Source organism: Pseudarthrobacter phenanthrenivorans Sphe3, from assembly GCF_000189535.1.
In the GTDB taxonomy this organism is placed as follows: Bacteria; Actinomycetota; Actinomycetes; order Actinomycetales; family Micrococcaceae; genus Arthrobacter; species Arthrobacter phenanthrenivorans.
Genome location: NC_015145.1, coordinates 2,074,403 through 2,099,053, shown reverse-complemented (window position 1 = coordinate 2,099,053; position 24,651 = coordinate 2,074,403). Strand labels below are relative to the sequence as shown.

Genomic DNA, 24,651 nt, shown 5'->3' with positions numbered 1-24,651 from the left:
AGCGGGGCCCGCCTGGTGGCGGGCCCCGCTGCTTTCATTGCTTACCAGATGCTGACGCGCTCCGCGGGCGGCATCCACATACCGTCCTGTTCGGACACGTCGAACGCCTCGTGGAAGGCGTCCAGGTTCTTTGCGATGGCATTGGTGCGGAACTCATTGGGGGAGTGCGGGTCCGTGGCCAGCCGCCGGATGGCCTCCTCCGGCCGGATGACCTGCCGCCACCCTGCCGCCCATGAAGCGAAGAAGCGCTGCTCGCCGGTGAGCCCGTCCAGTACCTCCGGTTCCTTTCCATCCAAGCTGATCTGGTAGGCCTTGTAGGCGATGGTGAGGCCTGCCAGGTCGCCGATGTTCTCGCCCAGGGTGAGGCGGCCGTTGACGTTGTGGCCGGCTGCCGCTGACGGGGACAGGACTTCAAACTGGGCCACCAGTTGTGCGGTGAGCTTTTCGAAGGCCTGGCGGTCTTCCTCAGTCCACCAGTTCCGCAGGGCCCCGCCGCCGTCGAACTGTGATCCCTGGTCATCGAATCCATGCCCGATCTCGTGTCCGATCACGGCACCGATACCGCCGTAGTTCACGGCGTCGTCGGCATCAGCGGTGAAGAACGGAGGCTGCAGTATCGCCGCCGGGAAGACAATCTCGTTCATCATGGGGTGGTAGTACGCATTGACTGTCTGCGGCGTCATCAACCACTTGTTGCGGTCCACCGGCTTGCCAACCTCGTCAAGGTGCCGGTCGACGTCGGCGTTATGCGCGCGCTCAACGTTACCCAGCAGGTCAGCGGGGTCGATTTCCACTGCGGAGTAGTCGATCCACTGGTCCGGGTATCCGATCTTTGCCCGGAATCCCTCGAGCTTGCGGAGGGCTTCGGCCTTGGTGGCCTCGCCCATCCAGCCCACCGCGGTGATACTGCGCCGATAGGCCTCAATAAGGTTGGCAACGAGCGTCTGCATGCGTGCCTTGTGGGACTCCGGAAAGTGCCGGGCCACATAAATCTGGCCCACGGCCTCACCCAAAGCGGCCTCGACGACGGCGACGCCCCGCTTCCACCGGTCCTTGTTCCGCGGCGTGCCGCTGATCGTGGTTCCGTAAAAGGCGAAGTTTGCGTCCACGAAGGCTTTCGACAGGTACGGTGCCGCCGCGCTCACCACCCGCATCGCCAGCCATTCCTGCCAGTGCGCCAGGGGCTCAGACTCCACCAGGCCCGCTGCCCCCTCGAAGAACGGAGGGGTGCTCACCACGATCTCCTGCCGCTTCTCCCGGTCGATGCCGGCAGCGTCGAACCAGGCATCCAGCAGCGGGAACAGGGCGGCGGCTTCGTCGGCGGACTTGAGGTTGTACGTCTTCTGCGGGTTGCGGAGGGTGACGTTGTCCCAATGGTGGGAGGCAAGCTTGGTCTCCAGCTGCACCACCCGTTCAGCAGCCTCAGCGGCATCGGCAACCCCGGCCAGTCCGAGCATGGTCCTGACATGCGCGGTGTAGGCGGTGACCATCGGGGCAAACTTCTCTTCCCGGTAGTAGGACTCGTCCGGCAGGCCGAGGCCTCCTTGCCCGGTGTACAGCAGGACCCGGTCCGGGTTGCCGGCGTCCGGCGCCGGGTAGATGTAGAAGAGCCCGCCGACGTCGGCCCGGAAAAGCCGGCCTGCCAACGAGACGAGCTCCGCCACGGAGGAGGTGGCGAACACCTCCGCGAGGCGCTGGCGGATGGGTTCAATGCCTTTGGCCTCCACGGCAGCCTCGTCCATGAAGCTGTTGTAGAGATCGCCGATCTTCCGTTCAATTCCGCTGGCGGCGGCCCCCTTGGCTGCAGCCTCTTCGATAATGTCCCGGACAGCAATCTCGGAACCATCACGGAGTGCTGTGAACGTGCCCTCCAATGGCCGGTCGTCGGGAATCTCGGTGGCCTTGAGCCATGCGCCGTTGACGTGCTGGTAAAGGTCATCCTGCGGCCGGACCGTGTAATCGATGGTGGACAGGTCGATCCCCGAAATGCGCACTGAAACTCCTTCTGATGAAGAGCCGCAACCGGAGGATTACCGCGCGGCGTCTGCATGGTGGACTTTACGGACGGTAGTGCCCTTTCATCTTACGCACGCGTGCTACTCTCAAAAGGTGCGTGCAGAGCTTCTCCTTCTTAGCTGCCGCGGCGAGGCCTCAGACGCGATCTAGCGCAAGGCCCACCCTCGCTGCGGAGTTTGTGTTGCCCGGCCACCCTTTCAACGAAGAACCACAGAAAAGGCCCCGAAAGTAATGCGAAACGCACAGAAGCCCTCTGGAATGCCTGCCCACCGCTACATCCCGTTCCAGGACCAGATCAAGGTTGAACTGCCGGACCGTACCTGGCCGGACAAGATCATCACCAAGGCCCCGCGCTGGTGTGCGGTGGACCTGCGCGACGGCAACCAGGCACTGATCGACCCCATGAGCCCGGCCCGCAAGATGAAGATGTTCGACCTGCTGGTCCGCATGGGCTACAAGGAAATCGAGGTGGGCTTTCCCTCCGCGTCGCAGACGGACTTCGACTTCGTCCGCCAGCTGATCGAGGGCAACCACATCCCGGACGATGTCACCATCCAGGTCCTGACCCAGGCCCGCGAGCACCTGATCGAGCGGACCTACGAGTCCCTGGTGGGCGCCAAGCAGGCCATCGTGCACCTCTACAACTCCACCTCGGTGCTCCAGCGCCGCGTGGTCTTCAACCAGGACGAGGACGGAATCCTGGACATCGCACTGCAGGGTGCGCGGCTGTGCAGGAAATACGAGGAAACCCTCGTAGACACGCACGTGACCTACGAATACTCCCCGGAATCCTTTACCGGCACTGAACTGGAATACGCCGTGCGCGTCTGCAACGCCGTCGCCGATGTCTTCGAGGCCTCCGCGGACCGCCAGGTCATCATCAACCTGCCGGCCACCGTGGAAATGGCCACCCCCAACATCTATGCGGATTCGATCGAGTGGATGAGCCGGCACCTGCACCCGCGGGAGGGCATCATCCTGTCACTGCACCCGCACAACGACCGCGGCACCGGCGTGGCTGCAGCTGAACTGGGCTATATGGCCGGAGCCGACCGGATCGAAGGCTGCCTGTTCGGAAACGGCGAGCGGACCGGCAACGTGGACCTGGTCACCCTGGGCCTGAACCTGTTCGTGCAGGGCATCGACCCCATGATCGATTTCTCCAACATTGATGACGTCCGCCGCACGGTTGAGTACTGCAACCAGCTGCCCGTCCCGGAACGTTCCCCCTACGGCGGGGACCTGGTTTTCACGGCATTCTCCGGCTCCCACCAGGACGCCATCAAAAAGGGCTTCGAAGCGTTGGAGCGGGATGCTGCCGCCGCGGGCAAGCCTGTGGAGGACTTCACCTGGCAGGTGCCGTACCTGCCGGTGGATCCCAAGGACCTGGGCCGCAGCTACGAGGCCGTCATCCGGGTCAACTCCCAGTCGGGCAAGGGTGGCGTGGCATACCTGCTCAAGAACGAGCACAGCCTGGACCTGCCGCGCCGCGCCCAGATCGAATTCTCCGGCGTGATCCAGAAGCGCACGGATACCGTGGGCGGCGAAGTCAGCGGCGCCCAGCTGTGGCAGGTGTTCCAGGACGAATACCTGCCGTCCGGCAAGACCGACGGCCAGTGGGGCCGCTACTCCCTGGGTGCCGTCAAAACTGAGACTGATGGCGACGGCGGCATGACGCTTCACGCCTCACTCACCGTGGATGGGCTGCAGGTCCAGCGGACAGGAACGGGCAATGGTCCCATCGCCGCCCTGCTGAGCATCCTGCGGGAGGACGGCGTGGACGTCCGTGTCCTGGATTACAGCGAGCACGCCCTGTCCGAGGGCGGCAACGCCATGGCAGCGGCTTATGTTGAGTGTGCGGTGGGGGAGCGGGTCCTGTGGGGCGTCGGGATCGATGCCAACACCAGCATGTCCTCGCTGAAGGCGGTTATTTCCGCCGTCAACCGCGCCATCAGGGACGCCCAGGCCTGATCCACCGCCTTGCCGGGTGCCGCCGGGTTCAACCCGGCGGCGCCCGGCTTGCGCAGTGTGGCGCGGGCGCTGCCGCGCCGCAAAAGGATGGGAAGATAAAGGCGTGGCCCAACACTCTTTCGCCTCCCGCGCGTACCGGGACGACGCCGTCGTCCTGCGCACCCACAAACTGGGGGAGGCTGACCGGATCATCACGTTGCTGACCAAACACCATGGCCAGGTGCGCGCCGTCGCCAAGGGTGTCCGGCGCACCAGCAGCAGGTTCGGTGCCCGGCTTGAGCCGTTCATGGTGGCCGATCTCCAGCTCGTGTCCGGCAAGACCCTGGACATCGTGACCCAGGCTGTTGCCAAGGGTGCGTATGGCGGAAGCATCGCGGCGGACTATGGCCGTTATACCGTGGCGGCCGCCATGACGGAGACGGCGGAGAAGCTGACAGATGTCGACGGCGAGGCCGGTACCGCTCAATACAACCTCCTGGTGGGGGCGCTGGCATCGCTCAGCAGGGACGAGCACGCAGCCGGCCTGATCCTCGATTCCTATCTCCTAAGGGCATTGGCCACCGGTGGCTGGGCGCCAAGCTTCACGCATTGCGCCCGTTGTGGGATGCCGGGCCCGCACACGGCTTTTTCGGCCGCCCTGGGAGGGATGGTGTGCGGTGGGTGCAGGCCGCCCGGATCGCCGGCGCCGGCAGCAAAAACCGTGCTCCTGCTGGCCGCGCTGCTCACCGGCGACTGGGCGACTGCGGACGCATCCCTGCCCGTCCACCGCAAAGAGGCTGCCGGCCTGGTGGCCGCCTACCTCCAATGGCACCTCGAACGAGTCCTGAAGTCCCTCAAACATGTGGAGCGAAGCTGACAGTGGCCCTCGGCAAAAAGAACACAGCCTCCCGTAAGCGCACCCATCCAGTGGTTGCCCCGTACCCTCATCCCTCCGGGGCCGTGGCGCCGGCCATCCCGGCGGAATTCATCCCCCGGCACGTGGCAATTGTGATGGACGGCAACGGCCGGTGGGCCAACCAGCGCGGACTGCCCCGGATTGAAGGGCACAAGGCAGGGGAGCCGGCGCTCCTGGACGTCATGGCGGGGGCCATCGAACTGGGCATTGAGTACGTCAGCGTTTATGCGTTTTCCACGGAGAACTGGCGCCGGTCTCCGGAGGAAGTCCGCTTCCTGATGGGATTTAACAAGGACGTGCTGCGGAGGCAACGGAACCAGCTCGACGAATGGGGCGTGCGTGTCCGCTGGTCCGGCAGGCGCCCGCGGCTTTGGGGTTCTGTTATCCGGGAGCTGGAGGAGGCGGAGGAGTTCACCGCCGGCAACAGCACCTGCACGTTGACCATGTGTGTTAATTACGGCGGGCGGGCGGAGATTACTGACGCCGTCTCGGCCATAGCCGCCGAGGTTGCCGCCGGCAGGCTGAAGCCGGGTGCCATCACCGAGCGGACCATCCAGAAGTACCTTGACGAGCCGGACCTGCCGGACGTGGACCTGTTCCTCCGCAGCTCGGGTGAGCAGCGGTTGTCCAATTTCCTGCTCTGGCAGTCCGCGTACGCCGAATTTGTGTTCATGGATACTCTCTGGCCGGATGTCGACCGCCGGACGCTCTGGGCGGCGGTTGAAGAGTACGCTCAGCGGGACCGCCGGTACGGAGGAGCCGTGGACGCCGCAGCTCCGGCGGGCAGCTAGCGCAAGGCGGCCGCAAGGCAGCTCTGAACTTTGCGGCACACGCCCAAAGCCAGGGGTGCTGCTTCAGGCCGGATACGCCCGCAGCCACGCCGCCAGGTCCCCGCAGGCTTCTTCCCGCACCGCCCGCCGGGAAAGGAAGACATCGTGGATGGCGCCCGGGTAGCGGAAGACCGCCACCCGCCGGCCCAGCCGCAGGGAGCGGTTGGCCGTCTCCTCCACGTCGATGACCGCGTCCGCCTCCATCAGCTCCGCAGACCATTCAATCTGGATCCGGGTTCGGGCGGACAACAGGACAAGCGTGGGGGCGCGGATGTCCAGCCGCCGCTCCACCGCCGCATGTCCGGCCAGGACCGCCTTCGCCCAACCTGCCCGGATGGGAAATGACGCCCGGGGACGCCACAAGGGGTCAAGGTGCCACTCCCCGTGGGCCTCATTGCTCACGCTTTGCCAGTAGCCTGGCATCTCGGGAAGCCATAGGGGCCTTCGGGGATCCGTCCTGGACAGCGGATCCACCAAGTGCATCGCGATGGTGCGGATGATACTGCTGCCCTGCAGTTCCAGCCACGGCGCATTCAGGATCAGCGTACCCAGGGCGCCCGGGTTCCGGTCCGCCCAAAGCGCGGCGATCAGTCCGCCCAGGGAATGGGCCAACAGGTGAACCACGGGCCTGGCTTCCGGCCCCAGCTCTTCCGCGAGGTCTTCCCTGATGGCGCCCAGGGCGGCGGCCAGGTCCTCATCGTAAACGGCAAGGTCCTCGGTAAAGCCCGGCGTTTGCCAGGGGCGCAGGCTGCGGCCAAACTTCCGCAAGTCCACGGCATAGAAGGGAAACCCCGCATTTGCCAGGTACTCCGCAACTTCGGCCTGGAGGAAATAGTCAGCCCAGCCGTGCACGTAAAGGACCACGTTCACTCCGGCCTCCTGCGCCGCCGTGTCCTGTCCCGCCGTCGTGCCCCGCTGTCCCTGCGGCGTGCAGCGGACCAGCGTTGCGCAGACGTCCCCCTCATCATCCGGCGCAAGAGGCAGTATGCGCTGCTGGAACCCGGGGCCGAGGATATCCGGCGCCCAGGCAGTGCCTGCACTTCCACTGATGGTGGGTACCCCGGTTGGGCCCCGCCCCGCCGGCTCACTCACCGGCCGGGCTTTCCTTAGTCTGCGGTCCGCGCGCTTGCGGCCCGTCGTCGCCATATGCCCTGAGCCAGCGCGCCAACCGCGCGTATGCGTCGGCCCGGACGTCGGCAGGGGAGAGGAACACGTCATGCAGCGCGCCGTCGATCCTTTCCACCGTCACTGTGCGGCCAAGGGTCAGTGCCCGCGCAGCGATGATGTTAACGTCCAGAACGGCATCGGTCCGCCGCATCTCCTCAGACCAGAAAAGGCCGTTGGCGCTTCCCCTGGACAGCAGCACAAGGATGGGAACGTCGATGTCCAGGCCCCGCGCCACCTTGCTGTGGCCTGCCAGGACAGCGCTGAGCCAGCCTGCACGCACCGGAAACGCCATCGGTGGGCGGTACCGGTCGTCCAGGGACCACTCACCTTCAGCGGAACTGCTGATGGTCCGCCAATAGAAGCCGCGCTCCGGCAGCCGCAGCACAGCCTCCGGCCGGAACCTGGCCACGGGTCCCACCATCCGGGACGCCGCGCGCCGCACCAGTGCGCTGCCATGCATCTCCAGCCAGGGACTGTTGAGGACGAGCCGGGACACGAGGTCGGGATGCCTGCTGGCCCACAACACAGCCACCAGGCCCCCCGTGGAGTGGCCCATGAGGGTCAGGCCCTGGCTGGCGCCGTCATAGCTGATGAGCCTGCATGCCACCGAGATTTCCGCATCGTAGTCCTCCAGGTTGGATACATAGCCGCCCGGAAGGTCCGGCTGAAGGCTGCGGCCGTGGTTATGCATGTCCAGCGCATAGAACTCGTAACCGGCCGAGGACCAAAAACGGGCCAGGTCCACATTGAAGAAGTAGTCACTCCAGCCATGGAGGAATAACACCGCCGGCCGGCGTCCCGTCCGGGGCGGCGGCGCCACAGCCGGGCGGAAACGGACCAGTGTGGCGGTACGCTCAACGCCGTCCGGCCCGGCGGCGCGGAAGGTATGCGACTCGAACTCCTCGCCCAGGATGTCCTGCTGCCATTCCATGGCTTTATGCTAATCCGCGTCCTTTTGGTATTCCCCGTTTTGGTGTGGGACGGACAAGGCGGAAAACTAGAGGCATGCGCGTTTACCCCACTTTCTTCAGGCTGGCCTTTTCATGGATGGACGCCGAGCGCGCCCACAAAATCGGATTCAAGGGCATCCGGTTCGCGCATCGCTGCGGTGCGGGGAAAGTCCTGGCGAAACTTACTGCGCCGGCCCCGTCCCTGCAGACGACGGCGTTTGGCCTCACCTTTCCGTCACCCTTCGGCCTCGCCGCAGGTTTCGACAAGGAAGGCCATGGCATCGAAGCGCTGACAGAGCTTGGTTTTGGCCACGTCGAGGTGGGAACCATCACCGGCCAGGCCCAGCCAGGCAACGAAAAACCGCGGCTGTTCCGCCTGGTCCAGGACCGTGCCGTCATCAACCGGATGGGATTCAATAACGACGGCGCCACGGCCGTAGCCCCCCGCCTCAAGGCCGCGCGCGCCGCACTCCAACGGCGCTACCGGGGCGTACGCCCCGTCATCGGCGTCAATATCGGCAAAACAAAGGCGGTGGAACTGGCCGACGCCATCGACGATTACCTGGTCAGCGCCCGCAGCCTTGCTCCCGCCGCCGACTACCTCGTGGTCAATGTCAGCTCACCCAACACACCGGGCCTCAGGCTCCTCCAGGACGTGGAAAGCCTTCGGCCGCTGCTCACCGCAGTGGGCGACGAGGCAGACAGGGCAGCGGGACGGCACGTTCCGTTGCTGGTGAAAATAGCGCCCGACCTGACCGATGAGGATATCGACGACGTCGCCCGGCTCGCCCTGGACCTGAAGCTGGACGGCATCATTGCCACCAACACCACCATCGCCAGGACAGGGCTCTCCTCTCCGGCGGAAGAGGTGGAAAAATGCGGCGCCGGCGGCCTTTCCGGCGCTCCCCTTAAACAGCGCTCCCTAGAGGTCCTGCGCCGGCTCAAGAAAGTCACCGGGGACGCCCTCACGCTGGTTGCAGTGGGCGGCGTGGAAACAGCCCAGGACGTGCAGGATCGGCTGGACGCCGGGGCAACGCTGGTCCAGGGTTACACGGCATTCCTCTATGAAGGACCGTTCTGGGCAGCCCGCATCAACAAGGAGCTGGCGGCAAAAACCTCCTGACCAACGCCTTAAAGTGAAAACCCCGGCGGTCCTCCGCCGGGGTTTTGTTCGTAAATGGTGCGCTGACTGTCAGGCCGGGTACTGGCCGCGCTTGACCTGGGGCTTGGGCAGCCGAAGCTTGCGGAACTGCAGGGACCGCATGGAGCCATACCAGACAGTGCCGCGCTCCACCTCGCCGAACTTCGCAGTCAGACGCTTGCGGAGCTGGCGGGACAGGACGAACACGTCCACGAAGACAGCCAGGAACATCACCCAGAATCCGCCCAGCACATAGATCATCAGGTCACTGGAGGCCGGTACTACCAAGGACACCAGGACGAACACCAGGGCGCCGAACATCAGGTACTCGCCGAGGCTGAAGCGGGCGTCCACAAAGTCACGGGCAAAGCGCTTCTGCGGACCCTTGTCGCGCAGCGGCAGGAACCTCTCGTCACCGGTGTCCAGGGCCTGCCGCATTTTGAGCCGCTGTTCCTGGACGGCCTGGCGCTCGGCGGCCTTGGATGCCTTGCGGTCTTCCGGAACCAGGGGGCGCTTGCGCGCCGCTTCCTGTGCCTTGCGGGTTGGTGTGGGCGCCCCCTTGCCGCTCACGCGGGTTGCCTCCGCCGCGGCTTCTGCAGCCTGCTGGTCTACTGTTTGCTGCGCCGAGGGCGCTTCCTTTTTACGTCCGAACACGTGAACAGAATACCTTGCGGGAGGCGGCGGAATTCCGGCCCGCCCGGGACAGGTGCCAACAGCGGGGGATGTGACGCGGGTAATGTTTTTGGTATGACTTCATCGCCGACGGCTATGCCGCAGAACTCCCACGGCCCCTTATCCACGGGCCTTGCCGGAAACAGCTGGACGGAAGACCTCCGCAGCTCCATTGACCGCTCCTTCGACCAGACCCTTGCACGCCTGAAATCGCTGGTTGCCATCCCGGGAATAGCATGGCCAAGCTTTGACAGGGCGCCGCTGGACCGGAGCGCGGAAGCCGTGGCGGAACTGCTCCGCGGCGCAGGCGTGGAAGACGTTGAGATACTGCAATGCGACAAGGCGGACGGCACCCCCGGAGGGCCCGCCGTCGTTGCCCGCCGGCCAGCCGCCGGGGGGAAGCCCACGATCCTCCTCTACGCGCACCACGACGTCCAGCCCACCGGCGATGTAAGCCTGTGGGACACAGAGCCGTTCGCCGCCGTCGAAAAGGACGGCCGGCTCTACGGGCGGGGCGCGGCGGACGATAAGGCCGGCATCATGGCGCACATTGCCGCCTATGCCGCCGTTTCGGAAGTACTGGGCAGTTCGCTGGGCCTTGGCGTGACCTTCTTCATCGAGGGTGAGGAGGAAGCTGGCTCGCCGACCTTCCGCGCGTTCCTGGAAGCGAACCGCGAGCTGCTGCGCTCCGACGTGATCGTGGTGGCCGACTCAAGCAACTGGAAAGTTGGAATTCCCGCACTGACCACCAGCCTGAGGGGACTGGTGGACGGGACCATCGAAGTACAGGTCCTGGAGCACGCCGTCCACTCGGGCATGTACGGCGGGCCCGTCCTGGATGCACCCACCCTGCTGTCCCGGCTTATCGCCACCCTGCACGACGACGACGGAAACGTGGCGGTCCAGGGCCTGGTGGCGAGGGATACAGCCAACGTGGAGCTTCCCGAGGCGGACTACCGGGCTGACGCGTCCGTGCTCGACGGCGTCCGGCTGGCAGGGTCGGGCAGCATCGCCTCCCGGTTGTGGACCAAGCCGGCCCTGTCCATCATCGGCTTCGACGCACCGTCAGTGGACGCTGCCTCCAACACGCTGCTGCCGCGCGCACGGGCAAAGTTCAGCCTGCGCCTGGCACCAGGCCAGGTGCCCGGGGAAGCGATGGAGGCAGTGCGGAAGCACGTTGAGGCGAACGCGCCGTTCGGTGCCAAAGTGACCTTCACGCCGGGGGAGAGCGGCAATCCGTTCCTGACCGACACCTCATCACGGGCGGCCACACTGGCCATGTGGGCCCTGGGGGAGGCTTGGGGTGTCAAGGCCGTGGAGACGGGAATAGGTGGTTCCATTCCCTTTATCGCCGACCTCACGGAGGTGTATCCGGACGTCCAGATCCTGGTAACCGGCGTGGAGGATCCGGACTCCCGCGCCCACAGCGCCAACGAGTCCCTGCACCTTGGCGACTTCCGCAACGCCATCCTCGCCGAAGCGCTGCTGCTGGCAAGGATCAACAGCGAGGGACTGTAGGCAAAAGGTGTTCGCCGGGAACAACCAGGCCCCGGCCTTGGTTACGTCAGGAGTTAGAGCTACAGGTGCGCCGCGCGTAGCATGTAGCTATAGCCCATACCGAAACCGTAGGGGCAGGCACCGCCAGGGCGGCGCCGCCAGACCATCCTAAGAAGGTAGGCCAATGAGCACCGCAACCAATGAGAACAGCACCGAAACCACCAGTGCTGAACTGCCCGTCCACGAGGTTAACCTGACCGACGTTGCAGCCGGCAAGGTCCGCAGTCTTCTCGAGCAGGAAGGCCGCACCGACCTGCGTCTCCGGGTTGCTGTGCAGCCCGGCGGCTGCTCGGGACTGATCTACCAGCTCTACTTCGATGAGCGGCTCCTGGACGGGGACGCTGTCCGCGACTTCGACGGCGTCGAGGTCGTTGTGGACAAGATGAGCGTTCCGTACCTCAGCGGTGCGAGCATCGACTTCGAAGACACCATCTCCAAGCAGGGCTTCACCATCGATAATCCGAACGCCGGCGGCTCCTGCGCCTGCGGCGATTCGTTCCACTAACCCGGTTATTTCGCCCGATGCCCGCGCCGTGTCCCCTGCCGAAAATAACGGTATGGGGGCACGGCGCCGACATGTGGGCGAAACGCCCGGCGGAGCGGTAAGCTCTACACCGAGTAGTAAAACTTTTAGTGTGCCCGGGGCGCCCATGGCTGCCCGGACAACAGCAACAAGTAGGAAGGGCCGTCTGTGAGTTCGCAGAACCGAACCGGCAGCCGACGCAAAACGATCACCACGATCTCAAGCTTGGCAATTGCCGGCGCGTTGGTTTTGACCGGATGTTCGCCAGAGGTAGAGAAGGGGTGGCTGCCCACTGAACGGGGCACCACCAGCAACACCGACCGCATCATGGACCTCTGGGTCAACTCATGGATTGCCGCCCTGGTCGTGGGCATCATTACGTGGGGCCTGATCGTCTGGTGCCTGGTGGCATACCGCCGCCGCAAGGGAACCGTCGGTTTCCCGCGGCAGACCAGCTTCAACCTGCCGCTCGAAGTCTTCTACCTGACCATCCCTCTGTTCATGGTCGTGGTGTTCTTCTACTTCACCGACCGCGACCAGCAGGCCATTGATAACCGGTCCCAGCCCGCCGACGTCGTTGTGGACGTCCGCGGCAAGCAGTGGGCCTGGGACTTCAACTACAAAGCCGGCGACGTCATCGAAGAGGACGTCCACGAAGCAGGCGAGCAGGCGCACCTCACCGGCAACACGATCGACAAAGAACAGCTCCCCACGCTGTACTTGCCGGTTAACAAGTCCGTTGATCTCGAGCTCAACGCACGCGACGTTATCCACTCTTTCTGGGTTCCCGCCTTCCTGCAGAAGCGCGACATGATCCCGGGCAAGACCAACTACATCCGGTTTACCCCCACTAAAGAGGGCACCTACGACGGCAAGTGCGCCGAACTCTGCGGCGAGTACCACTCCGAAATGCTGTTCCGCGTCAAGGTTGTGTCGGAAGCTGAATTCCAGGCGCACATGGAAGAGCTCAAGGCAGCCGGCAACACGGGCCTCCTCGGTGTGGAGTACGACCGCAACCCGAACCTGAACGAAATTAAGTAAGGGGAGCGACGTGGCTACGTACACTCAATCCGCACCCACCGGAGCCCTCGCCGCTCCCGTGGTTCCCAAATCCAAGGGGCGCATCGTCGTCAACTGGATCACCTCCACCGACCACAAGACCATCGGGTACATGTACCTGATCGCATCGTTTGTGTTCTTCTGCCTCGGCGGCGTCATGGCGCTGCTCATCCGTGCCGAGCTGTTTGAGCCCGGGATGCAGATCCTGCAGACGAAGGAACAGTACAACCAGCTGTTCACGATGCACGGCACCGTGATGCTGCTGATGTTCGCCACCCCGCTGTTCGCCGGGTTCGCAAACGTGATCATGCCGCTGCAGATCGGCGCGCCGGACGTCGCCTTCCCGCGTCTGAACGCGCTGGCCTTCTGGTTCTTCCTTTTCGGCTCCACCATTGCGGTGTCCGGCTTCATCAGCCCCCAGGGTGCCGCGTCATTCGGCTGGTTCGCCTACGCACCGCTGTCCAACACCACCTTCAGCCCCGGCATCGGTGGCGACCTGTGGGTGTTCGGCCTGGCACTGTCCGGCTTCGGAACCATCCTGGGTGCGGTCAACTTCATCACCACCATCATCTGCATGCGTGCCCCGGGCATGACCATGTGGCGGATGCCCATCTTCACGTGGAACACCCTGGTCACGGCCATCCTGGTGCTGATGGCGTTCCCGCCGCTGGCAGCCGCCCTGTTCGCCCTGGGTGCGGACCGGCGCTTCGGTGCCCACATCTTCGATCCGGAAAACGGCGGTGCCGTCCTGTGGCAGCACCTGTTCTGGTTCTTCGGCCATCCCGAGGTGTACATCATCGCGCTACCGTTCTTCGGCATCGTCTCCGAGATCTTCCCGGTGTTCAGCCGCAAGCCGATCTTCGGCTATAAGGGCCTGGTTTACGCCACGATCGCCATTGCCGCACTTTCCGTGACCGTGTGGGCGCACCACATGTACGTCACCGGTGCCGTCCTGCTGCCGTTCTTCGCGTTCATGACCATGCTGATCGCGGTACCGACCGGCGTGAAGTTCTTCAACTGGATCGGAACGATGTGGCGCGGGTCCCTGACCTTCGAAACCCCGATGCTGTGGAGCATCGGCTTCCTGATCACGTTCCTCTTCGGTGGACTCACCGGCATCATCCTGGCCTCACCGCCGCTGGACTTCCATGTTTCCGACTCCTACTTCGTGGTGGCGCACTTCCACTACGTGGTGTTCGGCACCGTGGTGTTCGCGATGTTCGCGGGCTTCTACTTCTGGTGGCCCAAGTTCACCGGCAAGATGCTCAATGAACGTCTCGGCAAGATCCACTTCTGGCTGCTGTTCCTCGGCTTCCACGGAACCTTCCTCATCCAGCACTGGCTGGGTGTTGAAGGCATGCCCCGCCGGTACGCCGACTACCTGGTGGAGGACAACTTCACCTGGATGAACCAGTTCTCCACCGTCGCCTCCTTCGTCCTGGGTGCCTCGCTGATTCCGTTCTTCTGGAACGTGTACATCACCTGGCGCAGCAGCGAAAAGGTACAGGTGGACGATCCCTGGGGCTTCGGCGCCTCACTGGAGTGGGCCACGTCCTGCCCGCCGCCGCGGCACAACTTCACCTCGCTGCCCCGCATCCGTTCCGAGCGGCCCGCCCTGGACCTGCACCACCCGGAACTCCGCCAGGTCCACACCGTCGAGTCACCGGCTCCGGCCGCCCAGGTACTCGGAAACGCTGACCAGAGGGACAACTGACAATGAAAATTGAATCTTGGATTTTTGGTGCCGGAGTTTTCTTCTTCGTCCCGGTGTCCCTGGTCTACGGCTTCTTGACCAATTGGGGCGAGTGGGTGGGCATCCTCGGCATCCTGCTCGTAGGTGGACTGGCGGGCATGATCGGCGGTTACCTCGGATTCACCGGCAAGCGTGTCGGCATGCGTCCCGAGGACCGCAGCGATGCTGAGATCCACGAGGGCGCTGGAGAGCAGGGGCACTTCAGCCCCTGGAGCTGGTGGCCGCTGGTCCTGGGCATCGCCTGCGCCACGGGTTTCCTGGGCCTTGCAGTCGGTTTCTGGATTGTGTTCATCGCAGCCGGCCTCGCAGTAGTGGCACTCATCGGCTGGGTGTACGAATACAGCCGCGGTGACCACGCACACTAGCAGCGTAAGCAGGACCTGAAAGACTCAGGGCCCCACCAGAAGTGAACTGGTCCCCTAAAGCGGGACTCGTTAGTTTGCGGGTTCCACTCCAGTGGCCAGAGACCGGTCCTTTCCAGAAGTCCCCGTCCCAGTTGGGACGGGGACTTCTGTCGTTGCTGGTAGTCTCTTGCTGGGTGACAGAACAGACTTTGATTGGGTATCAGCCATGAACCGACTTGCTGCCGGGACCGCCACAGCCATCACCGCTTTTTCCTTGATGTGATGTTCTACTTCCGGAGTCCCCCAGCCGCCGGCGGATGGCGGAACGTTCGAGACAATTGACGACTTGAAGGAAGCTGTGGAATCCGTCGGCCTGGCCTGCCAGGAGTTGGTCCTGGCCAAACCCCCTTCCAAGTTCGCCGCCTCCTCGGCCAGCTGCGGCGAATTCACATACCTTGCGATCTACAGCGATGACCAGCACCTGGAGTCCCAGTTGGATTTCTGGCGGCCCGCTGGCCAACGCGCCATCAACATCGGCAAGAACTGGACCGTAATAAGCGAAGACCCGAAACGCATCCAAAAGAGCCTGGGGGGCACTATCCTCCATACGGGACCGTAGCTCCCTGCTGTAAGAACCGCTCGAGGTCCTCAGAGTCGAGCGCTAAGTGCAACCTACGCCGCAAGCGTCCGGGCACGGTATACAGCGCCACCGCAGCTTCGCGCTGCTCCTCCGACAACGGTTGCCCTGAACGTGAAACTGCTCCCCGTAAGTCAGAACTGAACTTTCAGTCCAACTTCCGGGGAGCAGTTCAAAAGTGGGGGCCCTCAGTCTTTGATTGTCCTGCCCACGCCGCCTGCCCGGCAGAACCATTGCCCTGGAACAGGACCTAGGCAGCGCCCTGCGACTCCAGCAGCTCACCAAGGGCACGGAGGGCTTCCTCGGCTTTTTGGCGGCTCAAAGACCCGTTCAGGGCGGTGTCGCTGATGCGCAACTCCACCTCGCAACCTTGGGGAAAGTCAGCCGTCATTACCTGAAGAAGGGAACGCGCATCAACGCCAGGGCTCCCGGCCTTGGTGATAGTGACGGGCAGCCCTGTTTCGGTTACGGCACGGACAAACACGGCGGCCGGACGTGCGTGCAGCCCGATCGAGGCTGTGACCACAGCCTTGTGTGTTGGCAAAGGGACTCCTTCTTCATGACGGCCCCCCGACGTCGAACTTCACATTTTCTCCACAAATATAGCGGGGAGCCGTCCTGGTCCGCCAAACGGCCGGCCCCGTGGACTAACTGGTCTAGACCTGCCCTAAAATGGGAGGGTGAATGTGACCCCACTGGAGATGCCTCATGGCTCCTAGCGCTGCCTCCATCGCCGGCGGAATTGACCGGACCAGTGGCACTGCCATCTATATCCAGCTCCGCGAAATCCTAAGGTCCTACATCGCGGAATCCTGCCCGCCGGGATCGGCCCTGCCGTCCGAGCGTGACCTTGCCGAACGGTTCGGCCTTGCCCGCATGACCGTACGGCAGGCTATCGACGCGCTGGTGGGTGAGGAGGTCATTGAGCGCGTGGTGGGCCTGGGTACGTTCGTCCGCCGGCCAAAGCTCGATCTGCAGGTCAAGCTGACGTCCTACAGCGAAGAGATGCAGCGGCGCGGAATGGTGCCGGCCGCGAAGGTCCTCAGCTTCGAGCAGATCGCGGCCAGCGCCTTCCTGGCCCGGGAACTGCAGCTGGACGAAGGGACCCCGCTCGTGCGGTTCCGCCGCCTGCTGCTTGCCGATGGCGAGCCCATGAGCGTTGACGAGAATTTCATCCCCGCCCACCGCGTGCCGGGCTTACTGGACGGGGAGCCGCCCACCTCGCTGTACAACGTCCTCAGCGAGCAGTTCGGGCTGGTCATGGAGTGGGGTGAAGACATGATTGAGGCCACGGCTGCCTCACCGTCAACCGCCCGCCTGCTTAACGTCGAAGTCGGCGCCCCGCTTCTTAAGATCCAGCGGCATGCCTTTGTGGCGCGGGCCATGGTGGACTACTCGGTGTCGTACTACCGCGCGGACAGGTACAAGCTGTGGGTACCGCTGCAACGCCCGGGGGCCCGCCGGGCGCGCAACCACTAGGAGCGGGGAAAAGCCCGGGACGCCCTTCCTGGGATCCCTGTGGGCTGCAGGGGGGCGATAAAAGCGGCAAACACAGCAGGAAGGCCCGGTCCACATTGGACCGGGCCTTCCTGGTTGCCTGGGAGGAGCCTTAGTGGGACAGGCTCTTTGCTTCCTCCGGCGCCTCGACTGCCGCGTGGCCGTGGCCATGGGCGGCCTCGAGTTCTGCCGGCGTAGCAGGTGCTACGCGGTCCTCGAAGAACCACTTGGAGAGGAACGCACGTCGCTTCTCCTTGCGGGTCACCACGCCGTGCTCGTTGGGTACGGCCGGAAGGACCTCAGGGGACTCGAAGCCCACGAGCTTGTAGCGCTTGTACTCGTCCAGCGGGGCGTGAACCTCGATGAACTCGCCGTGGGGGAGGCGCACGATGCGGCCGGTTTCACGTCCGTGCAGCGCGATCTCCCGGTCCTTGCGCTGCAGCGCCAGGGCTACGCGCTTGGTGACGATGAACGCGATGATCGGGCCAACGAAGAACAGCGTACGCAGCCAGTACGTCACGTCGTTCAGAGAGACACTGAAGTGCGTGGCGATGAGGTCGGAGCCGGCAGCTGCCCACATGACGCAGTACCAGACGAAGCCTGCCATGCCGATAGCCGTACGGGTCGGAGCGTTGCGGGGACGGTCAAGCACGTGGTGCTCACGGTCGTCCTTGGTGATCCAGCGTTCGATCCACGGGTACATGAACATGACCGTGAACAGGATGCCTGCCGGTACCAGGGCCGGGAGCAGGACGTTGAAGCTGAACACGAAGCCGAGCCACGTCTGTTCCACCTGCCAGTCGCCGAGGGTGCCGGGCATCAGGCGCAGGGCGCCGTCAACGAAACCGATGTACCAGTCAGGCTGGGTACCGGCGGACACCGGGGAGGGGTCGTAGGGCCCGTAGTTCCAGATCGGGTTGATCGTGAAGAAGCCTGCCATGAGGGCCAGGACACCGAAGACGATGAAGAAGAATCCACCGGCCTTGGCTGCGTAGACGGGGCCCAGCGGGTACCCGACAACGTTGTTGTCGTTGCGGCCGGGGCCGGGGTACTGGGTGTGCTTGTGAACAACCACCATGAAGAGGTGCAGGACGATCATCAGCAGGATCAGCGCCGGCACCAGCAGGATGTGCAGCATGTACAGGCGGCCGATGATGGCAGTGCCCGGGAACTCCCCGCCGAACAGGAAGAACGAGATGTACGTACCAATAACCGGGATGGACTTGATCACGCCGTCGATGATGCGCAGGCCGTTGCCGGACAGCAGGTCATCGGGGAGGGAGTAGCCGGTAAAGCCTGCGGCCATGGCCAGGATGAGCAGGACGCCGCCGACTACCCAGTTCATTTCGCGGGGCTTGCGGAAGGCTCCGGTGAAGAACACCCGCAGCATGTGGACTGCAATGGAGGCCACGAAGAGCAGTGCTGCCCAGTGGTGGACCTGGCGCATGAACAGGCCGCCGCGGACGTCAAAGGAGATATCCAGCGACGAGTTGTACGCCACGGACATCTCGACACCCTTCAACGGAACATAGGAACCGTCGTAGTGCGTCTCCGCCATGGAGGGGTCAAAGAAAAACGTCAGGAACGTTCCGGAGAGCAGGAGGATGACGAACGAGTAGAGCGCCACCTCACCGAACATGAAGGACCAGTGGTCGGGGAAGACCTTGCGGCCAAATTCACGGAGGATTCCGGAACCGCCAACACGTGCATCGACGAAGTCGGTAAACCGGCCTGTCTTGGTTTTGGCGACGAAAGCGGGCTCAGCTGTCGATGCTGCGCTCATGCATATCACGCTCCCAGTAACTTGGTCCTACAGGTTCTTTGAAGTCGCTGGTGGCGACCAGGTAGCCTTCGTCATCAACCGCGATGGGCAGCTGGGGGAGAGGGCGGCTGGCGGGGCCGAAGATCACCTTGCACTCCTGAGTGAGGTCAAAGGTGGACTGGTGGCACGGGCACAGCAGGTGGTGTGTCTGCTGCTCGTACAGAGCAACAGGGCAGCCGACGTGGGTGCAGATTTTGGAGTAGGCAACAATGCCGTTGTAGCCCCAGTCCTCGCGGCCCTCGGAAGGGTTCAGCGATGCCGGGTCAAGACGCATGAGCAGCACAACGGCCTTGGCCTTCTCGTTGAGCTTGCCCTCATGGAGTTCGTTCAGGCCTTCCGGAATAACGTGGAAGGCCGAACCGATGGTGACGTCCGAGGCCTTGATGGGTGTGCCATCGGGGTCGCGGGCCAGCCGCTTCAGCTTGCCGTCCTGCGGAGCCCACATGGTGTGTGCAAGCTTGTCGTCAGGGCGCGGTCCCAGGTCTCCAAAAATAGCGACGGCGGGAAGCGGAGCGAGTGCCACAGCACCCAGCAGGGTGTTGCGGATGAGGGGGCGGCGCTTGATGCCGGTCTCTTCCACAATGTCATCGACGATGCGGACAGCCGCCTGGCGGTCCTCTTCGTAGCGGATGGCGTGCCGCTCTTCGGAGACTTCGTGGTCAGGCATCAGGGCTTTTGCCCAGTGCACGATTCCGGTTCCGATGCCGAGCATGGCAAAAGCGGTACCAAGGCCCAGAAGCATGTTCTGCAGCCTGATGGTGCCAATGGTGGACTCTTCGCCTCCCAGGTCGATGGCAAAGTACGCCACCAGGAAGATCAGGGTTCCAACAACAGAGATGCCAAATAGTAAGGCGACCTGCCGTTCTGCCCGCTTTGCGGCCTTCGGGTCCGTGTCAGCCAGGCGCAAACGGTGCGGAGGAATTCCAGGATCCTGGAACTTCTCCACCTCATTCTGACCAGCCGTAGCTACGGTGCCCGAGTGGTTCGGACTGCCGTCACTATGGTTGCCCATAATTCGCCTCATCCTTCTCTCGTCCCGGCTGTTGCCGGGTTAGTTTCTAATATCAAGCTGCTGACGGATCAGCAGAAGTGTGCGGTGGTCCGCGGAGGTCAGGACGTCCGCGAAGTCAGCCAGATGGTGAAGGCGATGATGACGCCGAGGCCGGCAATCCAGACAAAGAGGCCTTCTGCCACGGGACCCAGGGATCCGAGGTCGGCGCCGCCGGGGGAACCGGTGGTTTCGATCTGCTTCAGGAAGGTGATGATGTCGCGCTTGCCTTCGGGGGTGATGTTGGAATCGCTGAACACAGGCATGTTCTGCGGGCCGGTCACCATGGCCTCGTAGATGTGCTTGCCCGAAACATCCGCCAGGGCGGGAGCGAACTTGCCGCGGGTCAGGGCGCCGCCTGCTGCTGCAGCGTTGTGGCACATGGCGCAGTTGGTGCGGAAAAGCTCGCCGCCGGCTGCTGCGTCGCCGCCTCCGTCAAGCAGGCTTTCTTCAGGAACTGCCGGGCCTGCGCCCAGAGAAGCAACGTACGCTGAAAGCTGGCGGGTCTGCTCGTCATTGAACTGGACAGGCTTCTTCATTGCCTGCGGACCGTTCATCTGCATCGGCATGCGTCCGGTGCCCACCTGGAAGTCAACGGCTGCTGCTCCAACGCCTACCAGCGACGGGCCGGCCTGGCTTCCGCTGGCGCCCATGCCGTGGCATGTGGCGCAGTTGGCGGCGAAGAGCTTGCCGCCTTCCTCTACGTCATTGGCGCTGTAGGAGGTGGTGGAAGCCTTCGCCTCGTTGACGGTGGTTGCCGCGGCGTAGAGCCCACCCGTGATGAGGAGCCCCATCAGGAGCAGCGCTATTGCTGCAAGTGGGTGACGCCGCTTTTGTGAGAGTGCCTTCACGTGGTGGTTCCTTTATTCGATCCTGCGCCGGCTCCGGGAGCCGCTACCTGAAATTCTGCCTCTTGTAGAAAAAGAATCAAAGCTGGCTACTTGAGTACGTAGATGACCAGGAAGAGGCCGATCCACACGACGTCCACGAAGTGCCAGTAGTAAGAAGTGACAATCGCGGAGGTTGCTTCGAAGTGCCCGAACTTCTTGGCCGCAAAGGCCCTGCCCATGATCAGCAGGAAGGCGATGAGGCCGCCGATCACGTGGAGGCCGTGGAAGCCGGTGGTGATGTAGAAGGCGGAGCCGTAGGCGTTGGAGGAGAGCGAGACGTGCTCGGAAACCAGCATCGCGTATTCGGTGGCCTGGCCGGCAACGAAGAAGGCGCCCATGAGGAACGTCAGCGTGAACCATTCGTTCATTCCCCAGCGGGCGAACTGGAACGCACCGCCGGTCCGGCGCGGCTGCAGCCGTTCGGCCGCGAAGACGCCCATCTGGCAGGTAAACGAACTTGCCACGAGGACGATCGTGTTGGCGAGCGCAAAGGGGAAGTTGAGCTTGGCCGTCTCTTCCGCCCACATCTGTCCGCTCGTGGAGCGCAGTGTGAAGTACATGGCGAAGAGACCGGCGAAGAACATCAACTCGCTGGACAGCCACACAACGGTTCCGACGGAAACCATGTTGGGGCGGTTCAGCGTGGGGTGCGCCGGGGTACTGGGGGCATGGGTCGCAGATGTCACATAGACATTATGTCTGTAAAAGTCCGTGCTGCCCAACGCAAACCGCCTTTTCGGGGGACTTTTTCTACAAAGACGCGAAATCGCAATGAAAAGTTCCCGGAGGGGTTCACATTGGTCAGTGCCCGCCAACGCTCGATAGCATCAGGAGGTGACTTCACAGGCTTCTGCAGCGTCCGGTAACTCTTGGCCCCGCCTGATCTCGGCACTGATCAGCGGCGCCGACCTCACCGCGGACAACACCGCATGGGCGATGGACACCATCATGTCCGGTGACGCCACGCCGGCCCAGATAGCCGGTTTCCTGGTGGCGCTCAGCGCCAAGGGCGAGACCGTGGAGGAGCTTTCCGGCCTAGTGGCTGCCATGCTGGCGCACGCCAAACCTGTCGCAATCTCGGGCGAAAAACTCGACATCGTGGGCACCGGCGGTGACCAGTTGAACACGGTGAACATCTCCACGATGGCCGCCCTGGTGGCAGCCGGAGCCGGCGCAAAAGTGGTCAAGCACGGCAACCGGGCAGCCTCGTCGTCGTCGGGGTCCGCGGATGTCCTTGAGGCCCTGGGCGTCCGCCTCGACCTGACCATCGAGGAGGTGGCCCGCAATGCTGAGGAGGCGGGAATCACTTTCTGCTTTGCCCAGGTATTCCATCCCTCCTTCCGTCACACGGCGGTGCCCCGCCGTGAGCTTTCCATCCCCACCGCCTTCAACTTCCTGGGCCCGCTCACGAACCCGGCCAACGTGCAGGCCTCAGCGGTCGGCGTCGCCAACGCCAGAATGGCGCCACTGGTAGCCGGCGTCCTGGCGCAGCGGGGGAGCAGGGGTCTGGTGTTCCGCGGCAACGACGGATTGGACGAGCTCACCACTACCGGGCCGTCAACCGTATGGGAGATCCGGGATGGACGGGTCACCGAACTGACCTTCTCACCGCAGGACCTCGGCATCGAGCTGGCCACGGTGGAACAGCTGCGCGGCGGAAATGCGGAAGTAAACGCCGCCGTTGTCCGCGACGTCCTCGCCGGCAAGGAGGGTCCTGCCCGGGATGCCGTACTGGTGAATGCCGCAGCGGGCCTTGTGGCCTTTGATAAGACTGCGGAGGGGCCGTTCGTTGAGCGGATGCGCCGCGCTTTCGCCCGCGCCGCCGAGTCGGTTGATTCGGGTGCGGCGGCTGCCGTCCTGGAGAAGTGGGTCTCCCTTACCGCTCGCTGAGCGGGTTGCGCCTATTGCTCGAAGCCCAGGGAGAAGGCCGCGTCCAGGTCATGCTGGGAGTACGCCCGGAAAGCTATGTGCGTGGTGGTGTGGACAACGGCGGGCACTTTGGAAAGCCGGTCGGCGATGACGTCGGCCAAGTCCTCGTGCCTGTGCACCCTCGCCACGGCAATGAGGTCCCATTCACCGGTAACGGAGTACACCTCGCTGATGCCCTCGATCGCGGAGATCTCCTCAGCTGTCTCGGGGATGCGGGCAGCGTCGGTCTTGATCAGAACAAAAGCGGTGATCACGATAAACCCTTCCGGATCTTTTGCGCCGCAGCAGTGCCCGGCGAGCTCTTCGGTCCTGCCAGCCTATTACATCAGCCCTGATCCGGACCGCCCCGGCGCCGAAGGCCGGCGGCAACCAGTCGGTAGCCGAGCAGGAAGAGTCCCAGGGCCAGCGTGGCCACAATGACGAACGGCAGGACCACGGTCTGTCCCGTGAGGGCGCGAAGCGCCATCCCGCCCGCCACGCTGCCGGTCCAGATGGGCAGTCCGCTTCGCGGCACGGACAGCGGGTCACGCCATGCTCGGGCCCCCAGCCAGCCCACCGCCGCTCCCGCCAGGAAAGGCCAGGCGGTCAACAGCACGCCGGCCACAACATCTCCGCGCTGATGGGCGTCCCGCCCGATGCCGGCAAAAACCAGGATCAGGGCAGCATCGGCCGCCACGGCGGCCAGTACCCGGGGGAGGGAGGCCCGCTTGGGGGATTTCACAGTGCTGGAACTCATGGATTCGAGCCTAATGCCACCGTGCCGCCCTATCACCCGGGAGCGTTGTGTGCACCGGAGCGGAGCACTAGGCTCGAGCCGGAAGGGAGCAACCTATGCCACGCAATATCGGGACCTGCCTCTGGTTCGAAAACCAGGCGGAGGATGCGGCAGAGTTCTACACCTCGGTTTTTGATGATGCGAAAATCCTGAACGTTTCCCGGTTTGGCGACGGCGGCCCCGGGACTCCGGGAGAGGCAATCGCCGTCGACTTTGAACTGGAAGGGCGCAGGTTTACGGCCCTGAATGGTGCGAGGGGGTCCAGCTTTACGGAAGCAGTTTCTTTCGTGGTGGAGTGTGAGGACCAGGCCGCCGTGGACCGGTACTGGTCGGCGCTGACGGAAGGCGGATCGGAAAGCCAGTGCGGTTGGCTCAAAGACCGGTTTGGGGTGTCCTGGCAGATCGTGCCGTCGGCGCTGCCGTCGTTGATCGGGGGCCCTGACCCGCATGGCTCCCAGCGGGCCATGGAGGCGATGCTGGGCATGCGCAAGCTGGACATCGCGGAACTGCAGAAAGCCTACGAGGGCTGAAGTCAGCGGGTAACGAGGTCGTTGCCATATCCGGAGTCGCACTCGCCGTCATGGATGACTCCTTCTCCCGGGGCCACCACGTACTGGTCGCCCGGGTTGAAGACTGCGGTCTGGACGCCCGTTACCCGCAGGGCACAGTCGCGCACGAACCTGGCACTTTCGCCGTCGCCGCCGATCCAGATGTCAATCCATACCGAGGCATCCCCGTGGTCATCGGCGCCAACATGGCACGGTCCCTCCTCGGGTGTTGGGCCGTCCCCGCACGCGTCTTCCACAATGAAGTACCGGCGCACGTTGGGAAGGTAGATCCGCGTACCGGCCGGGAAGTCCAGGACGCTTCGCCCCGTTTCGCGGGAATGCCCGACGGCGATGGTCACCGGATCCTCGAAGGTTCCGGTTCCCCCGGCTACGTCATGCAGGACAGGATTGCTGATGATGGTGGAGCCGGGCGGAGTGTTGTCGTGCCAGGAATAGGCGGTCACGAACGTGTCGTCCACCACGGCCTCGTCGCCGTCCAGCGGCCGCGGGCCCTGGCAGGCCGCAGCCACAAGGAGCAGGGCTGTCACGCCGGCCGCCGCCAAGCCCACCCTGCGCATGCGCTGCCTCCAGCCGTCCCTGCCACCTGAAGCCTCAATTATTGGCCAG

The 24,651-nt window shown here is 64.0% G+C and carries 25 protein-coding genes; 13 read left to right on the top strand and 12 right to left on the bottom strand.

From position 1 onward, the window contains the following. Positions 1 to 41: 41 nt before the first annotated feature. Positions 42 to 1,994, bottom strand: coding sequence for a M13 family metallopeptidase (locus ASPHE3_RS09660; RefSeq protein ID WP_013601038.1), 1,953 nt, complete (start codon positions 1,992 to 1,994; stop codon positions 42 to 44). A gap of 253 nt (positions 1,995 to 2,247) precedes the next feature. Here ASPHE3_RS09660 and leuA point away from each other — a divergent pair, with 253 nt between their 5' ends. The 3 genes from leuA to ASPHE3_RS09645 all read left to right on the top strand — a co-directional run bounded on the left by leuA (position 2,248) and on the right by ASPHE3_RS09645 (position 5,673). Continuing rightward, on the top strand, positions 2,248 to 3,987 hold the full coding sequence (gene leuA, locus ASPHE3_RS09655) for a 2-isopropylmalate synthase (protein ID WP_041652066.1): 1,740 nt from the start codon (positions 2,248 to 2,250) through the stop codon (positions 3,985 to 3,987). 103 nt (positions 3,988 to 4,090) lie between these two features. Then, positions 4,091 to 4,843: a DNA repair protein RecO gene (recO, locus tag ASPHE3_RS09650; RefSeq protein WP_013601036.1), complete on the top strand. Its 753-nt coding sequence runs from the start codon at positions 4,091 to 4,093 to the stop codon at positions 4,841 to 4,843. 2 nt (positions 4,844 to 4,845) lie between these two features. After that, positions 4,846 to 5,673: an isoprenyl transferase gene (locus ASPHE3_RS09645; protein ID WP_013601035.1), complete on the top strand. Its 828-nt coding sequence runs from the start codon at positions 4,846 to 4,848 to the stop codon at positions 5,671 to 5,673. A gap of 63 nt (positions 5,674 to 5,736) precedes the next feature. Here the strand turns inward: ASPHE3_RS09645 and ASPHE3_RS09640 are convergent, their stop codons facing one another. Together ASPHE3_RS09640 and ASPHE3_RS09635 are read right to left on the bottom strand one after the other, a co-directional pair. After that, a complete protein-coding gene (locus ASPHE3_RS09640) occupies positions 5,737 to 6,804 on the bottom strand; it encodes an alpha/beta hydrolase (RefSeq protein ID WP_013601034.1) in 1,068 nt (355 codons plus the stop codon). Beyond that, the gene (locus tag ASPHE3_RS09635) at positions 6,797 to 7,810 is read right to left on the bottom strand and encodes an alpha/beta hydrolase (RefSeq protein WP_013601033.1); all 1,014 of its coding nucleotides are present in this window, start codon (positions 7,808 to 7,810) and stop codon (positions 6,797 to 6,799) included. The genes ASPHE3_RS09640 and ASPHE3_RS09635 overlap by 8 nt, the downstream gene beginning before the upstream one ends. A gap of 74 nt (positions 7,811 to 7,884) precedes the next feature. On the opposite strand from ASPHE3_RS09635, the gene ASPHE3_RS09630 reads away from it, so the two are divergent. Then, complete coding sequence (locus ASPHE3_RS09630; RefSeq protein ID WP_013601032.1) at positions 7,885 to 8,952, top strand: quinone-dependent dihydroorotate dehydrogenase; 1,068 nt, start codon at positions 7,885 to 7,887, stop codon at positions 8,950 to 8,952. A 69-nt stretch (positions 8,953 to 9,021) separates the two neighbouring features. On the opposite strand, the gene ASPHE3_RS09625 is transcribed toward ASPHE3_RS09630, so the two are convergent. Next, complete coding sequence (locus ASPHE3_RS09625; protein ID WP_013601031.1) at positions 9,022 to 9,624, bottom strand: DUF3043 domain-containing protein; 603 nt, start codon at positions 9,622 to 9,624, stop codon at positions 9,022 to 9,024. Positions 9,625 to 9,717: 93 nt separating this feature from the next. Between ASPHE3_RS09625 and ASPHE3_RS09620 the strand changes: the two genes are divergently transcribed. The 6 genes from ASPHE3_RS09620 (at position 9,718) to ASPHE3_RS09595 (ending at position 15,497) form a co-directional block, all read left to right on the top strand. Then, on the top strand, positions 9,718 to 11,160 hold the full coding sequence (locus tag ASPHE3_RS09620; RefSeq protein ID WP_041652064.1) for a dipeptidase: 1,443 nt from the start codon (positions 9,718 to 9,720) through the stop codon (positions 11,158 to 11,160). 163 nt (positions 11,161 to 11,323) lie between these two features. After that, complete coding sequence (locus ASPHE3_RS09615; protein ID WP_013601029.1) at positions 11,324 to 11,704, top strand: HesB/IscA family protein; 381 nt, start codon at positions 11,324 to 11,326, stop codon at positions 11,702 to 11,704. A 186-nt stretch (positions 11,705 to 11,890) separates the two neighbouring features. Beyond that, positions 11,891 to 12,763: an aa3-type cytochrome oxidase subunit II gene (gene ctaC / locus ASPHE3_RS09610; RefSeq protein WP_013601028.1), complete on the top strand. Its 873-nt coding sequence runs from the start codon at positions 11,891 to 11,893 to the stop codon at positions 12,761 to 12,763. A 10-nt stretch (positions 12,764 to 12,773) separates the two neighbouring features. Continuing rightward, complete coding sequence (gene ctaD / locus ASPHE3_RS09605) at positions 12,774 to 14,495, top strand: aa3-type cytochrome oxidase subunit I (RefSeq protein WP_041652063.1); 1,722 nt, start codon at positions 12,774 to 12,776, stop codon at positions 14,493 to 14,495. A gap of 2 nt (positions 14,496 to 14,497) precedes the next feature. Then, positions 14,498 to 14,899, top strand: a complete 402-nt coding sequence (locus ASPHE3_RS09600) for a cytochrome c oxidase subunit 4 (RefSeq protein WP_013601026.1) — start codon at positions 14,498 to 14,500, stop codon at positions 14,897 to 14,899. Between the two features lie 325 nt (positions 14,900 to 15,224). Next, entirely contained in the window at positions 15,225 to 15,497 is a 273-nt protein-coding gene (locus ASPHE3_RS09595; RefSeq protein ID WP_148258093.1) for a hypothetical protein, read from the top strand. 268 nt (positions 15,498 to 15,765) lie between these two features. On the opposite strand, the gene ASPHE3_RS09590 is transcribed toward ASPHE3_RS09595, so the two are convergent. Then, positions 15,766 to 16,059: an HPr family phosphocarrier protein gene (locus ASPHE3_RS09590; RefSeq protein ID WP_013601024.1), complete on the bottom strand. Its 294-nt coding sequence runs from the start codon at positions 16,057 to 16,059 to the stop codon at positions 15,766 to 15,768. 164 nt (positions 16,060 to 16,223) lie between these two features. Between ASPHE3_RS09590 and ASPHE3_RS09585 the strand changes: the two genes are divergently transcribed. Beyond that, complete coding sequence (locus ASPHE3_RS09585) at positions 16,224 to 16,994, top strand: GntR family transcriptional regulator (RefSeq protein ID WP_013601023.1); 771 nt, start codon at positions 16,224 to 16,226, stop codon at positions 16,992 to 16,994. 130 nt (positions 16,995 to 17,124) lie between these two features. Here the strand turns inward: ASPHE3_RS09585 and qcrB are convergent, their stop codons facing one another. The 4 genes from qcrB to ctaE form a co-directional block, all read right to left on the bottom strand. After that, on the bottom strand, positions 17,125 to 18,795 hold the full coding sequence (qcrB, locus tag ASPHE3_RS09580) for a cytochrome bc1 complex cytochrome b subunit (RefSeq protein WP_013601022.1): 1,671 nt from the start codon (positions 18,793 to 18,795) through the stop codon (positions 17,125 to 17,127). After that, positions 18,773 to 19,846 (bottom strand): cytochrome bc1 complex Rieske iron-sulfur subunit, encoded by a 1,074-nt coding sequence (gene qcrA, locus ASPHE3_RS09575; protein ID WP_013601021.1) that lies wholly within the window; start codon positions 19,844 to 19,846, stop codon positions 18,773 to 18,775. Before qcrA ends, qcrB begins: the two co-directional genes overlap by 23 nt. A 98-nt stretch (positions 19,847 to 19,944) precedes the next feature. Beyond that, on the bottom strand, positions 19,945 to 20,733 hold the full coding sequence (gene qcrC / locus ASPHE3_RS09570) for a cytochrome bc1 complex diheme cytochrome c subunit (RefSeq protein ID WP_013601020.1): 789 nt from the start codon (positions 20,731 to 20,733) through the stop codon (positions 19,945 to 19,947). Positions 20,734 to 20,819: 86 nt separating this feature from the next. Further along, complete coding sequence (gene ctaE, locus ASPHE3_RS09565; RefSeq protein WP_174266592.1) at positions 20,820 to 21,458, bottom strand: aa3-type cytochrome oxidase subunit III; 639 nt, start codon at positions 21,456 to 21,458, stop codon at positions 20,820 to 20,822. 148 nt (positions 21,459 to 21,606) lie between these two features. On the opposite strand from ctaE, the gene trpD reads away from it, so the two are divergent. Continuing rightward, positions 21,607 to 22,662 carry an anthranilate phosphoribosyltransferase gene (trpD, locus tag ASPHE3_RS09560; RefSeq protein ID WP_013601018.1) on the top strand — a complete coding sequence of 352 codons (1,056 nt, stop codon included), beginning with the start codon at positions 21,607 to 21,609 and terminating at the stop codon, positions 22,660 to 22,662. 11 nt (positions 22,663 to 22,673) lie between these two features. Here the strand turns inward: trpD and ASPHE3_RS09555 are convergent, their stop codons facing one another. Together ASPHE3_RS09555 and ASPHE3_RS09550 are read right to left on the bottom strand one after the other, a co-directional pair. Further along, positions 22,674 to 22,955 carry an Lrp/AsnC family transcriptional regulator gene (locus ASPHE3_RS09555; RefSeq protein ID WP_013601017.1) on the bottom strand — a complete coding sequence of 94 codons (282 nt, stop codon included), beginning with the start codon at positions 22,953 to 22,955 and terminating at the stop codon, positions 22,674 to 22,676. A gap of 71 nt (positions 22,956 to 23,026) precedes the next feature. Beyond that, a complete protein-coding gene (locus tag ASPHE3_RS09550; protein ID WP_013601016.1) occupies positions 23,027 to 23,437 on the bottom strand; it encodes a DUF3054 domain-containing protein in 411 nt (136 codons plus the stop codon). Positions 23,438 to 23,532: 95 nt separating this feature from the next. Between ASPHE3_RS09550 and ASPHE3_RS09545 the strand changes: the two genes are divergently transcribed. Further along, entirely contained in the window at positions 23,533 to 24,006 is a 474-nt protein-coding gene (locus ASPHE3_RS09545) for a VOC family protein (RefSeq protein ID WP_013601015.1), read from the top strand. A gap of 2 nt (positions 24,007 to 24,008) precedes the next feature. Here ASPHE3_RS09545 and ASPHE3_RS09540 read toward each other — a convergent pair whose 3' ends face one another. Continuing rightward, complete coding sequence (locus ASPHE3_RS09540) at positions 24,009 to 24,602, bottom strand: hypothetical protein (RefSeq protein ID WP_013601014.1); 594 nt, start codon at positions 24,600 to 24,602, stop codon at positions 24,009 to 24,011. Between the last annotated feature and the right edge of the window lie 49 nt (positions 24,603 to 24,651).

What these genes read in the sequence shown, in the direction of transcription:
- leuA (WP_041652066.1), top strand. Translation starts at nt 2,248, where the DNA reads ATGCGAAACGCACAGAAGCCCTCTGGAATGCCTGCCCACCGCTACATC.
- ASPHE3_RS09635 (WP_013601033.1), bottom strand. Translation starts at nt 7,810, where the DNA reads ATGGAATGGCAGCAGGACATCCTGGGCGAGGAGTTCGAGTCGCATACC.
- ASPHE3_RS09630 (WP_013601032.1), top strand. Translation starts at nt 7,885, where the DNA reads ATGCGCGTTTACCCCACTTTCTTCAGGCTGGCCTTTTCATGGATGGAC.
- ASPHE3_RS09620 (WP_041652064.1), top strand. Translation starts at nt 9,718, where the DNA reads ATGACTTCATCGCCGACGGCTATGCCGCAGAACTCCCACGGCCCCTTA.
- ASPHE3_RS09615 (WP_013601029.1), top strand. Translation starts at nt 11,324, where the DNA reads ATGAGCACCGCAACCAATGAGAACAGCACCGAAACCACCAGTGCTGAA.
- ASPHE3_RS09600 (WP_013601026.1), top strand. Translation starts at nt 14,498, where the DNA reads ATGAAAATTGAATCTTGGATTTTTGGTGCCGGAGTTTTCTTCTTCGTC.
- ASPHE3_RS09585 (WP_013601023.1), top strand. Translation starts at nt 16,224, where the DNA reads ATGGCTCCTAGCGCTGCCTCCATCGCCGGCGGAATTGACCGGACCAGT.
- qcrB (WP_013601022.1), bottom strand. Translation starts at nt 18,795, where the DNA reads ATGAGCGCAGCATCGACAGCTGAGCCCGCTTTCGTCGCCAAAACCAAG.
- qcrA (WP_013601021.1), bottom strand. Translation starts at nt 19,846, where the DNA reads ATGGGCAACCATAGTGACGGCAGTCCGAACCACTCGGGCACCGTAGCT.
- ASPHE3_RS09550 (WP_013601016.1), bottom strand. Translation starts at nt 23,437, where the DNA reads ATGAGTTCCAGCACTGTGAAATCCCCCAAGCGGGCCTCCCTCCCCCGG.
- ASPHE3_RS09545 (WP_013601015.1), top strand. Translation starts at nt 23,533, where the DNA reads ATGCCACGCAATATCGGGACCTGCCTCTGGTTCGAAAACCAGGCGGAG.
- ASPHE3_RS09540 (WP_013601014.1), bottom strand. Translation starts at nt 24,602, where the DNA reads ATGCGCAGGGTGGGCTTGGCGGCGGCCGGCGTGACAGCCCTGCTCCTT.